13 protein-coding genes are annotated in these 11,832 nt (G+C 61.1%); 9 read left to right on the forward strand and 4 right to left on the reverse strand.

Features of this window, described 5'->3' with window-relative positions:
- Window positions 1-113 precede the first annotated feature (113 nt).
- From lepA to tadA, 8 genes are all read left to right on the forward strand, one after another.
- Entirely contained in the window at window positions 114-1,913 is a 1,800-nt protein-coding gene (gene lepA / locus AC3ISR_RS05335; protein WP_003210439.1) for a translation elongation factor 4, read from the forward strand.
- Between the two features lie 5 nt (window positions 1,914-1,918).
- Window positions 1,919-2,770, forward strand: a complete 852-nt coding sequence (gene lepB / locus AC3ISR_RS05340) for a signal peptidase I (protein WP_192297441.1) — start codon at window positions 1,919-1,921, stop codon at window positions 2,768-2,770.
- Between the two features lie 148 nt (window positions 2,771-2,918).
- A complete protein-coding gene (gene rnc / locus AC3ISR_RS05345) occupies window positions 2,919-3,608 on the forward strand; it encodes a ribonuclease III (RefSeq protein ID WP_012722401.1) in 690 nt (229 codons plus the stop codon).
- Window positions 3,601-4,503 carry a GTPase Era gene (era, locus tag AC3ISR_RS05350; protein WP_038851274.1) on the forward strand — a complete coding sequence of 301 codons (903 nt, stop codon included), beginning with the start codon at window positions 3,601-3,603 and terminating at the stop codon, window positions 4,501-4,503. Before rnc ends, era begins: the two co-directional genes overlap by 8 nt.
- 155 nt (window positions 4,504-4,658) lie before the next feature.
- Window positions 4,659-5,342 carry a DNA repair protein RecO gene (recO, locus tag AC3ISR_RS05355; RefSeq protein WP_135287579.1) on the forward strand — a complete coding sequence of 228 codons (684 nt, stop codon included), beginning with the start codon at window positions 4,659-4,661 and terminating at the stop codon, window positions 5,340-5,342.
- 51 nt (window positions 5,343-5,393) lie between these two features.
- Window positions 5,394-6,137: a pyridoxine 5'-phosphate synthase gene (pdxJ, locus tag AC3ISR_RS05360; protein ID WP_135287580.1), complete on the forward strand. Its 744-nt coding sequence runs from the start codon at window positions 5,394-5,396 to the stop codon at window positions 6,135-6,137.
- Between the two features lie 295 nt (window positions 6,138-6,432).
- Window positions 6,433-7,809: a multicopper oxidase family protein gene (locus AC3ISR_RS05365; protein ID WP_463983286.1), complete on the forward strand. Its 1,377-nt coding sequence runs from the start codon at window positions 6,433-6,435 to the stop codon at window positions 7,807-7,809.
- Window positions 7,809-8,306, forward strand: coding sequence for a tRNA adenosine(34) deaminase TadA (gene tadA, locus AC3ISR_RS05370; RefSeq protein WP_192297437.1), 498 nt, complete (start codon window positions 7,809-7,811; stop codon window positions 8,304-8,306). Before AC3ISR_RS05365 ends, tadA begins: the two co-directional genes overlap by 1 nt.
- 141 nt (window positions 8,307-8,447) lie before the next feature.
- Here tadA and cmoB read toward each other — a convergent pair whose 3' ends face one another.
- On the reverse strand, window positions 8,448-9,404 hold the full coding sequence (cmoB, locus tag AC3ISR_RS05375) for a tRNA 5-methoxyuridine(34)/uridine 5-oxyacetic acid(34) synthase CmoB (protein ID WP_463983287.1): 957 nt from the start codon (window positions 9,402-9,404) through the stop codon (window positions 8,448-8,450).
- Entirely contained in the window at window positions 9,401-10,144 is a 744-nt protein-coding gene (gene cmoA, locus AC3ISR_RS05380) for a carboxy-S-adenosyl-L-methionine synthase CmoA (RefSeq protein WP_192297433.1), read from the reverse strand. The genes cmoB and cmoA overlap by 4 nt, the downstream gene beginning before the upstream one ends.
- 176 nt (window positions 10,145-10,320) lie before the next feature.
- Between cmoA and AC3ISR_RS05385 the strand changes: the two genes are divergently transcribed.
- Window positions 10,321-10,686 carry a hypothetical protein gene (locus AC3ISR_RS05385; RefSeq protein ID WP_463983288.1) on the forward strand — a complete coding sequence of 122 codons (366 nt, stop codon included), beginning with the start codon at window positions 10,321-10,323 and terminating at the stop codon, window positions 10,684-10,686.
- On the opposite strand, the gene AC3ISR_RS05390 is transcribed toward AC3ISR_RS05385, so the two are convergent.
- Together AC3ISR_RS05390 and AC3ISR_RS05395 are read right to left on the reverse strand one after the other, a co-directional pair.
- Entirely contained in the window at window positions 10,659-11,315 is a 657-nt protein-coding gene (locus tag AC3ISR_RS05390; protein ID WP_192297430.1) for a lysoplasmalogenase, read from the reverse strand. The two genes, AC3ISR_RS05385 and AC3ISR_RS05390, sit on opposite strands and share 28 nt — an antisense overlap.
- A 1-nt stretch (window position 11,316) precedes the next feature.
- A complete protein-coding gene (locus tag AC3ISR_RS05395) occupies window positions 11,317-11,706 on the reverse strand; it encodes a protease inhibitor I42 family protein (protein WP_192297429.1) in 390 nt (129 codons plus the stop codon).
- Between the last annotated feature and the right edge of the window lie 126 nt (window positions 11,707-11,832).

Below are 11,832 nucleotides of genomic sequence, written 5' to 3' on the forward strand. Positions count from 1 at the left end.
TCGGGGCATTTTTGTTCTGGTCAGCAAAGATGACGTCTGGCCTGAGCATCAGGTACAATTCCCGGCTATTTTTCAACGGGCAATCTGCCTGCAGCCTTTTTGAGTGTTGATCCGTGAGTGATTTGAGTCATATCCGCAATTTCTCCATCATCGCCCACATTGACCATGGCAAGTCGACGCTGGCCGACCGGTTCATCCAAATGTGCGGTGGCCTTGCCGAGCGTGAAATGGAAGCCCAGGTCCTGGACTCCATGGACCTCGAGCGTGAACGCGGCATCACCATCAAGGCCCATAGCGTTACCCTGTACTACACCGCAAAAGACGGTATCAAGTACCAGCTGAACTTCATTGACACCCCCGGCCACGTAGACTTCACCTACGAAGTCAGCCGCTCGCTGGCCGCCTGCGAAGGCGCCTTGCTGGTGGTGGACGCCGGCCAGGGTGTTGAAGCCCAGTCCGTTGCCAACTGCTACACCGCGATCGAGCAAGGCCTGGAAGTGATGCCGGTGCTGAACAAGATCGACCTGCCACAGGCCGATCCGGACCGCGTCAAGGAAGAAATCGAAAAAATCATCGGCATTGACGCCACCGACGCCGTCGAGTGCAGCGCCAAGACCGGCCTGGGCGTCGACGAAGTGCTCGAGCGCCTGGTCAAGACCATTCCCGCGCCGACCGGCAACTACGAAGATCCGCTGCAAGCGTTGATCATCGACTCCTGGTTCGACAACTACCTGGGCGTTGTGTCCCTGGTCCGCGTGCGCCACGGCCGCGTGAAGAAGGGCGACAAGATCCTGGTCAAATCCACCGGCAAGATCCACCTGGTGGACAGCGTTGGTGTGTTCAACCCCAAGCACACGGCGACCACCGATCTGAAAGCCGGTGAAGTAGGCTTCATCATTGCCGGTATCAAGGACATTCACGGGGCCCCGGTGGGTGACACCCTGACCTTGAGCTCGACGCCGGACGTTGACGTGCTGCCCGGCTTCAAGCGCATCCAGCCGCAGGTTTACGCCGGCCTGTTCCCGGTCAGCTCCGATGACTTCGAAGACTTCCGCGAAGCCCTGCAAAAGCTGACCCTCAACGACTCGTCGTTGCAGTACACCCCGGAAAGCTCCGACGCCCTGGGCTTCGGCTTCCGTTGCGGGTTCCTGGGCATGCTGCACATGGAGATCATCCAGGAGCGCCTGGAGCGTGAATACGACCTGGACCTGATCACCACCGCGCCAACGGTTATTTTTGAGCTGGCGCTGAAAACCGGTGAAACGATTTACGTCGACAACCCGTCCAAGCTCCCAGACCTGTCTTCCATCGAAGACATGCGCGAGCCGATTGTGCGCGCCAATATCCTGGTGCCGCAGGAACACCTGGGCAACGTCATCACCCTGTGTATCGAAAAACGTGGCGTGCAGCACGACATGCTGTTCCTCGGTACCCAGGTCCAAGTGACCTATGATTTGCCGATGAACGAAGTGGTCCTGGACTTCTTCGACCGTCTCAAATCCACCAGTCGCGGCTATGCTTCGCTGGATTACCATTTCGATCGTTATCAATCGGCTAATCTGGTGAAACTGGATGTGCTGATCAACGGCGATAAGGTCGATGCCCTGGCACTCATCGTGCACAAGGACAACGCGCACTACAAAGGTCGCCAGTTGACCGAGAAGATGAAAGAACTGATTCCGCGCCAGATGTTCGACGTCGCGATCCAGGCCGCCATTGGCGGGCAGATCATTGCGCGGACCTCCGTCAAGGCTCTCAGAAAGAACGTACTGGCCAAATGCTACGGCGGTGACGTAAGCCGTAAGCGCAAGCTGCTTGAGAAGCAAAAGGCCGGTAAAAAACGCATGAAGCAAGTGGGCAACGTGGAAATTCCACAAGAAGCCTTCCTTGCGGTGCTCAGGTTGGATAGTTAGGTCCTATGTCACTAAATTTCCCGCTGTTGCTGGTCATCGCCGTTGCCGTCTGTGGTCTTCTGGCATTGCTCGATCTGGTGTTCTTCGCCCCGCGTCGGCGGGCGGCTATCGCATCCTATCAGGGCAGCGTCAGCCAGCCCGATGCGGTGGTGGTCGAGAAGCTGAACAAAGAGCCTTTGCTGGTTGAATACGGCAAGTCGTTCTTCCCGGTACTGTTCATCGTGCTGGTGCTGCGCTCGTTCCTGGTGGAGCCGTTCCAGATCCCTTCGGGGTCGATGAAGCCTACCCTGGATGTTGGCGACTTCATCCTGGTGAACAAGTTTGCCTACGGCATCCGCCTGCCGGTGATCGACAAGAAGGTCATTGAAGTCGGCGACCCGCAGCGCGGCGATGTGATGGTGTTCCGCTTCCCGAGCGACCCGAACGTCAACTACATCAAGCGTGTGATCGGCCTGCCGGGCGACGTGATCCGCTACACCGGCGACAAGCGCCTGTTCATCAACGGTGAGTCGGTGGCTGAAAAGCTGATCGGCTCCGAGCCGAACTCCCTGGGCAGCGCCGAGCTGTACCAGGAGAAACTCGGCGCGGTGGAGCACCAGATCCGCAAGGAAATGTCGCGCTACCGCCAGCCTGATGGCGAGTGGAAAGTGCCGGCCGGGCACTACTTCATGATGGGCGACAACCGTGACAACTCCAATGACAGCCGTTATTGGAACGATCCCAACATTCCCAAGGACATGCTGGGCATGGTTCCCGACGAGAACATCGTCGGCAAGGCCTTCGCGGTCTGGATGAGCTGGCCGGAGTCCAAACTCAGCCACCTGCCGAACTTCTCGCGAGTCGGGCTGATCAAGTAATACAGGCGGCGCTGTGAACACAGCGCCGAATGCTTTTCTGGGGCTTGGACAAATGTCCGGCCTCATGCAGCACCAACCAGGATTTGAATTTGAACACTGCGTCAATCGTCGATGGCCGCCGGTGCCACCACACAGATATGGGTAAACCGTGACCGTTTCTCTAGCACGTCTCGAGCGCCAGCTCGGCTACACCTTCAAGGACCAGGAATTGATGGTCCTTGCCCTCACACACCGCAGCTTTGCAGGGCGTAACAACGAACGCCTGGAATTCCTCGGTGATGCCATCCTCAATTTCGTCGCCGGTGAAGCGCTGTTCGAGCGTTTCCCCCAAGCCCGTGAAGGCCAGTTGTCGCGCCTGCGTGCACGCCTGGTGAAGGGCGAGACCCTGGCCGTGCTGGCCCGCGGTTTCGGCCTGGGCGAGTACCTGCGCCTGGGCTCCGGCGAGTTGAAGAGCGGCGGTTTCCGCCGTGAGTCGATCCTGGCCGACGCTCTAGAAGCGCTGATCGGTGCGATCTATCTCGACGCCGGCATGGAAGCGGCCAAGGAGCGCGTCACCGCCTGGCTGACCTCCGAGATCGAGAGCCTGACGCTGGTCGACACCAACAAAGATCCCAAGACCCGCCTGCAGGAATTCCTGCAATCGCGCGGTTGCGAACTGCCACGCTATGAAGTGGTGGACATCCAGGGTGAGCCCCATTGCCGCGTGTTCTTCGTGGAATGTGAAATCACCTTACTGAACGAAAAAAGCCGAGGTCAGGGTGTGAGCCGTCGTATTGCCGAACAGGTAGCGGCCGCTGCAGCACTGATTGCCCTGGGCGTGGAGAATGGCCATGACTGATTCAACCGCAACACGCTGTGGCTATGTTGCCATCGTCGGCCGCCCGAACGTGGGCAAGTCCACGCTGCTGAACCATATCCTCGGCCAGAAGCTCGCGATCACCTCGCGCAAGCCGCAGACCACCCGCCACAACATGCTGGGCATCAAGACCGAAGGCACCGTGCAAGCGGTCTACGTCGATACCCCGGGCATGCACAAAGGCGGCGAGAAAGCCCTCAACCGCTACATGAACAAGACCGCTTCGGCGGCGTTGAAAGACGTCGACGTGGTGATCTTCGTGGTTGACCGCACCAAGTGGACCGACGAAGACCAGATGGTCCTCGAACGTGTGCAGTACGTCACCGGCCCGTTGATCGTCGCGCTGAACAAGACCGACCGCATTGAAGACAAAGCCGAGCTGATGCCGCACCTGAGCTGGTTGCAGGAACAACTGCCGAATGCCCAGATCATCCCGATCTCGGCCCAGCACGGTCACAACCTGGAAGCCCTGGAGCGCGTGATCGCCGAGCATCTGCCGGAGAACGAGCACTTCTTCCCGGAAGACCAGATCACCGACCGCAGCAGCCGCTTCCTGGCCGCCGAGCTGGTGCGCGAGAAAATCATGCGCCAGATGGGCGCCGAACTGCCGTACCAGATCACCGTCGAAATCGAAGAGTTCAAGCAGCAGGGCAAGACCTTGCATATCCATGCGCTGATTCTCGTCGAGCGTGATGGCCAGAAAAAAATCATCATTGGCGATAAGGGCGAGCGCATCAAGCGCATCGGTACCGAAGCGCGCAAGGACATGGAATTGCTGTTCGATTCCAAGATCATGCTCAACCTGTGGGTGAAGGTGAAAGGCGGCTGGTCCGACGACGAACGCGCACTGCGCTCCCTGGGCTACGGCGACCTGTAAGAACACCGCAGGACTAAAAATGTGGGAGCGGGCTTGCTCGCGAATGCGGTGGATCAGTCACTGATAAGTCGACTGGCACACCGCATTCGCGAGCAAGCCCGCTCCCACATTCGGTTTGTGTAGTTTTCAACAATGCATTCCAGCAGTGAGACCCCATGTCCCAACCCCTCAGCCAACCCGCCTACGTCCTGCACAGCCGCGCCTACCGCGAGACCAGCGCCCTGGTGGACTTCCTCACGCCCCAGGGCCGCCTGCGCGCCGTCTTGCGCAGTGCACGGGGCAAGGCCGGTACGCAGGCACGGCCGTTTGTGGCCCTGGACGTGGAATTTCGCGGCAAGGGCGAGCTGAAAAACGTCGGCCGCCTGGAAAGCGTCGGCACCTCCGCCTGGCTCAATGGCGAAGCCCTCTTCAGCGGCCTCTACCTCAATGAACTGCTGATCCGCCTCTTGCCCGCCGAAGACCCGCACCCAGCCGTCTTCGATCACTACGCTGCGACCCTGCTCGCCCTCGCCGAAGGCCGCCCCCTGGAGCCTTTGCTGCGTGCGTTCGAATGGCGCCTGCTCGACGACCTCGGCTACGGCTTCGAACTGGCCAACGACCTGCACGGCGAGCCCATCGCCGCCGACGGCATGTACCGCCTGCAAGTCGACGCCGGCCTGGAGCGCGTCTACCTGCTGCAACCCGGCCTGTTCCAGGGCACCGAGTTGCTGGCCATGAGCGAAGCCGACTGGAGCGCCCCCGGTGCGTTGTCCGCCGCCAAGCGTCTGATGCGCCAAGCGTTGGCCGTGCATCTGGGCGGCCGGCCGCTGGTCAGTCGCGAGTTGTTTCGAAAGCCCTGACAACCCCGTGTATGCTGTGCGGCGTTTCTTTCCCTTTTCAGGAGCGCTTCCGTGACCACCAGCAATCGCATTCTTCTTGGCGTCAACATCGACCACGTCGCCACCCTGCGCCAGGCCCGGGGCACCCGTTACCCTGACCCGGTCAAGGCTGCGCTGGACGCCGAAGAAGCGGGCGCCGACGGCATCACCGTGCACCTGCGCGAAGACCGTCGCCATATCCAGGAGCGCGACGTGTTGCTGCTCAAGGACGTGCTGCAAACCCGCATGAACTTTGAAATGGGCGTCACCGAAGAAATGATGGCGTTCGCCGAACGCATCCGCCCGGCGCACATTTGCCTGGTCCCGGAAACGCGCCAGGAACTCACCACCGAAGGCGGCCTCGACGTTGCCGGCCAGGAGGCGCGGATCAAGGCGGCGGTGGATCGTCTGTCGCAGATCGGCAGCGAAGTCTCGCTGTTCATCGATGCCGACGAGCGCCAGATCGAAGCCTCGCGCCGCGTCGGTGCGCCGGCCATCGAGCTGCACACCGGCCGTTATGCCGATGCCACCACGCCGACCGAAGTGGCTGACGAATTGCAGCGCATCATCGACGGTGTTGCCGTCGGCCTGCGCGAAGGTTTGATCGTCAATGCCGGCCACGGCCTGCACTATCACAACGTTGAAGCCGTGGCGGCGATCAAGGGTATCAACGAGCTGAACATCGGCCATGCGCTGGTGGCGCATGCGCTGTTCGTCGGCTTCAAAGGCGCCGTGGCCGAGATGAAAGCCCTGATCCTGGCTGCCGCCAAGGCCTGAACCAACACAGTCTAAAAACCACTGAAGATCAAAAAAATGTGGGAGCGGGCTTGCTCGCGAATGCGGTCTGTCAGTTGATACATCTGTGGCTGACCCACCGCTTTCGCGAGCAAGCCCGCTCCCACACAAGCCCGCTCCCACAGTTGATCTTTGGTGTGTCTAGAGCGGTGTTCATCCAGCGAAACCCATTGAATTCGGCCATGCGGCAATGCGAAGCCTTACTGTTTAGCCGATGCAGGTGTATCGTATCTGCCCTTTGCAGGCCCTGTGCCCGCGGCCGATACGTGAGGTTGTTGTGTCCCGATCCTTTTCCCGTCGACAAATCCTGGGTGGCCTTGCAGGCCTGGCCGTAGTGGGCGTCGGTGCGGGTGGCGCCTACCGCTACTGGCTGGGAAAGGTCGCCGAGGCCGAAGCGGGCCACGATTACGAGCTGATCGCCGCGCCGTTGGACGTGGAACTGGTGCCGGGCCACAAGACCGAGGCCTGGGCGTTCGGCCCGTCGGCGCCGGGCACCGAGTTGCGCGTACGCCAGGGCGAATGGCTGCGGGTGCGCTTTATCAACCACCTGCCGGTCGCCACCACCATTCATTGGCACGGCATCCGCCTGCCGTTGGAAATGGACGGTGTGCCCTACGTCTCCCAGTTGCCGGTCTTGCCTGGTGAGTACTTCGACTACAAATTCCGTGTGCCCGACGCCGGCAGCTACTGGTATCACCCCCATGTGAACAGCAGCGAAGAACTCGGCCGTGGCCTGGTCGGCCCGCTGATCATTGAAGAGCGCGAGCCCACCGGGTTCAAACACGAACGCACCTTGAGCCTGAAAAGCTGGCACGTGGACGAAGAGGGCGCCTTCGTCGCTTTCAGCGTACCCCGTGAGGCCGCGCGTGGCGGTACTGCCGGGCGATTATCGACGATCAACGGCGTGTCCCAGGCGGTGATCGACTTGCCCGCTGGGCAGATCACCCGCGTGCGCTTGCTCAACCTCGACAACACCCTGACTTATCGCATCAACATCCCTGACGTCGAAGCGCAGATCTACGCGCTGGACGGCAACCCCATCGAGCCGCGCCCGCTGGGCAAGGAATACTGGCTGGGCCCGGGCATGCGCATCTGCCTGGCGATCAAGGCACCGCCGGCCGGCGAAGAGTTGTCGATCCGCAACGGCCCGGTGCGCCTGGGCACGTTCCGCTCGGTCGCCAACAGCGATGCGCCGACGGGCTGGCCAGCGGCATTGCCCGCCAACCCGATTGCCGAGCCGGACCTGGCCAACGCCGAGAAGCTCAACTTCAATTTCGAGTGGGTCGGCACCGTTTCCGTCGACGATGGTCGGCCGCCCAGCCTGTGGCAAATCAACGGCCAGGCCTGGGACATTACTGACAAGACCTGCGCCGACCGGCCCATCGCCAAGCTGGAGAAGGGCAAGAGCTACATCTTCGAATTGAAGAACATGACCCAGTACCAGCACCCGATCCACCTGCACGGCATGAGCTTCAAGGTGATCGCCTCGAACCGCCACAAGGTGATCCCGTACTTCACCGACACTTACCTGTTGGGCAAGAACGAACGCGCCCGCGTGGCGCTGGTGGCAGATAACCCGGGGGTATGGATGTTCCATTGCCACGTGATCGATCACATGGAAACCGGCCTGATGGCCGCCATCGAGGTGGCGTGATGCGCCAGTTCCGCCCCACCGCGATCATCGACCGCAGCCGCGACCAGGACTTCATGCGCGAAGCCCTGGCCCTCGCTGCCCAGGGCGCAGCCTTGGGTGAAGTGCCGGTAGGCGCGGTGCTGGTCCAGGACGGCGAAATCATCGGCCGTGGCTTCAATTGCCCGATCAGCGGCAACGACCCCAGCGCCCACGCCGAAATGGTCGCTATCCGCAATGCCGCGCAGGCCATCAGCAACTATCGGCTGGTGGGCAGCACGCTGTACGTGACGTTGGAACCGTGCAGCATGTGCGCCGGTTTGATCGTGCATTCGCGGGTGGCGCGGGTGGTGTACGGCGCGCTGGAGCCGAAGGCGGGGATTGTGCAGAGCCAGGGGCAGTTTTTTACCCAGGGGTTTCTCAATCACAAAGTGCTGTTTGAAGGTGGGGTGTTGGCCGAGGAGTGCGGCACGGTCTTGAGCGAATTCTTCAAGGCCCGCCGCGCCAAGCCCCCGCTCTAAAGAACACTGCAGATCAAATGTGGGAGCGGGCTTGCTCGCGAAAGCGGTGGGTCAGTCACAATCGATTTATCTGAACCACCGCATTCGCGAGCAAGCCCGCTCCCACATTTTGATCTTTGTTTCTTCAGGGATACGTCACCGCTACTTCTTGGCGATGATCACCGCCCGCATCGGCGCCGGCAGCCCTTCGATGGTCTTGCTGTGATCTTCAGGATCAAGGAAGTCGCTCAGCGACTGATACTTCATCCACTCCGTCCCCCGCTGTTCCTCCACCGTGGTCACGCTCACGTCCACACAGCGCACATCACTGAACCCGGCGCGCCGCAGCCACAGCATCAGCGCCGGTACCGAGGGCAGGAACCACACGTTGCGCATCTGCGCGTAGCGGTCTTCCGGCACCAGTACTTGTTGCTGATCGCCTTCCACCACCAGGGTTTCCAGGACCAGTTCGCCGCCCTTGACCAGGGTGTCTTTCAGCGCCAGCAGATGCTCGATCGGCGAACGCCGGTGATAGAACACGCCCATGGAAAACACCGTGTCGAAGCCTTCCAGGTTCGCCGGCAGGTCTTCGAACGGGAACGGCAGGTGCCAGGCTTTCGGTTCCGACAGGTAACGTTGCACCGCCTGGAACTGGCAGAAAAACAGCCAGTTCGGGTCGACGCCAATCACACTGTCCGCCCCGGCGCCGAGCATGCGCCACATGTAGTAGCCATTGCCGCAGCCCACATCAAGGATTCGCTTGCCCTTGAGGTTCAAATGCGGGGCCACCCGCGACCACTTCCAGTCCGAACGCCATTCGGTGTCCACATGCACGCCGAACAGGTTGAACGGGCCTTTGCGCCACGGGCTCAGGCCCATCAACGCGGTGCGCATTTGTGCGCGGGTTTCGTCGTCGCAATCGGTGTCGAGGGTCAGGCCATTGAGCAAGTCCACCTCGCTTGGCTGGATCTTTGGCAAGGCGTCCAACGCACTCTGCCAACGCTCCAGGTCGCCATGACCCTTTTCCATCTTGCTATCGAGTTGCGCTTGCAGGCCCTGGGCCCACACAGCCAGGGGAGTGCCGACCAGATGGCGGGCGAGGGGGGACAGATCAATCATGGCAAGGCAATCAACGAGGCAAAGTTAAGACACTGGAACCACGGCACGACTTTCGAGAAACCGGCCGCCAGCAGGCGTTCGCGGTGTTCTTCGAGGCTGTCGGGCTTCATGACGTTTTCGATGGCGCTGCGCTTCTGGGCGATTTCCAGTTCGCTGTAGCCGTTGGCGCGTTTGAACGCGATATGCAGGTCGGTGAGCAGTTCATGTTCTTCAACATCGTTGAAGCGCAGCTTTTCCGACAGGATCAGCGCCCCACCCGGCAGCAGCGACTGGCGGATGCGCGAGAGCAGCGCCAGGCGTTCTTCGGGGGCGATGAACTGCAGGGTGAAGTTCAGCGCCACCACCGAGGCCGGTTGAAATTGCAGCGCGAGAATATCGCCTTCGACCACCTCGACCGGCAGCAACTCCTGGAACATCGAGTCCTGGCCATTGAGGTACTCGCGGCAACGCTCGACCATCGCCGCCGAGTTATCCACCGCGATCACCCGGCAGCCGTCGGTACGCACATGCCGGCGCAGGGCCTGGGTCACCGCGCCGAGGGATGAACCGAGGTCGTAGAGCACGCTATTGGGCTGGGCAAACTGCGCCGCGAGCACGCCGAGGTTTTCGACGATGGTCGGGTAACCCGGCACCGAGCGCTTGATCATGTCCGGGAACACCCGCACCACATCCTCGTTAAAGGCGAAGTCCGGCACCTGGGTCAGGGGCTGGGCGAATAGGCGATCGGGTTGTTTGCTCACGGTTGTTCCGGCATTGATGGGGGGAAGGCCGGCATTTTAGCCAAGTTGACAGCGGGATGCATGGTTGATCGGACCGTTAGTCAGGCAAGGCGGGCGACCTGTTAATTCTGACAGTAGACGGCTTATTTGCGAGGGCCTAAGTTCGGGGGAGTCTGATATTCCCTGAGGATGCAATCATGAGCCTGAAACTGACCGTCACTGACAAGAAGTTGAAAGCGCTGCTGGCGAAGATCAACAAGGACAAGAAAATCGACGTCACTGAATTTCTCGATCTGAGAAAACAGGCGGATGACGAAATTGCCAAAAGCGCGTTGCTGCCCGTACGCGACAACCTGCGGATTATTTCCAATGCCGCCGACATCTTGTCCGACGCCTTGAAGATCCTGTACCTGGAATTGCGTCGCCTCGACTACGGCGTGCCCGACAAGGACCCTGTCAAGAACGCCAAGAAAGACGCGGAAAAGGCCGCGCTTAAAAAGGCCGTCGAATTTCAGTTGGCCTATGCCATCGAAAGTTATCGGTTCACGCTCGACAAGTTGTGAGGTACTCGGTCGAACGCCGACGCGGTGATCCCCCACTGGCCCAGCCAGTACGAGACGATCAACACATACGGCGCCGCCTCAAACGCCACCACAAAGCGGTTGATGCCGATCAGCGTGTCGGAAAACACAAACGACACCGCGCCCGCCGCTGCCAGTAACGCCGAGCGCTTGGGCACGTCGCTGCCCAGGCGTGCCAACGCTCGCCAGAGCATGGCGCTGATCACCGTTGCGTAAACCACCACGGGGATCAGCAAGTCGCCGAGGCCATGTGAGATCAGGATGCTCAGCAGCACAGCCCCCACGCCCAGGGCCAATACCAACGGCAACAGCGCCAAGCGGCGGCAGTCGCTCAAATACGCTTTGAGATACGCCAGGTGCGCGAACAAAAACGCGCCGAGCCCGAAGATAAACAAGTCGCCCGGCCACGCGAGCAGCACATCGCCCACCAGGGAGAAAATCAGCCCCAGGCTGATCCAGCGTCGATAGTCGGTGGGCGGCGCATCATGCAGCCAGCCCAGCAGCGCCAGTACCGGCAGCGGCTTGACCAGCAGGCACAACAACGTCGCGTGGGTGCTCAGGCCGTAGATAAAGGTGCCGGCGCCCATCAACGCAAGAATCAGCCATGGCATATCAGTTCACCGTGATGGCGCAGTCGAAGGTCTCGGCGGGTTCGGCTTCGGGTTCCCAGGGTTGCTGGGAGGTCAGGCGCAAACGCCCCTGGCCGGCGGCGAAGGCCTGGAAGCGCCAGGTGGACTGGCCGCCGCCGCCGATCACGCCGGATTCGCGGCTGCTGTAGACCTCAGGGCTCAACGCGCGCAGAACACCGCCGGCGGAATCCTGGATGGCCCAGCGATAGCCGGTGGTGGGGTTGCTCGGCAGGGTCAGGATCAGGTTCTGCCCGGTCTTGAGCTGCAGCGGGCATGCGCTCTGGTTGTCCACGCTGACGTTTTGCTTGGGAGTACTGGCGCAGGCGGCCAGCAGGGCAAGGCTCAAGGGGAGAAGCAGGCGGGCAGCAGTCATGAAGCCTCCGTTGATTGACGACGAAGGGCGAGCATAACCGAAGATGAGACAAGGTGTGACAAGGCGAAAGTGACATAAACCATTGTAGTGAGCGGGCTTGCCCCGCGCCGGGCGGCGAAGCCGCCC

The organism is Pseudomonas sp. GL_117 (genome assembly GCF_057835125.1).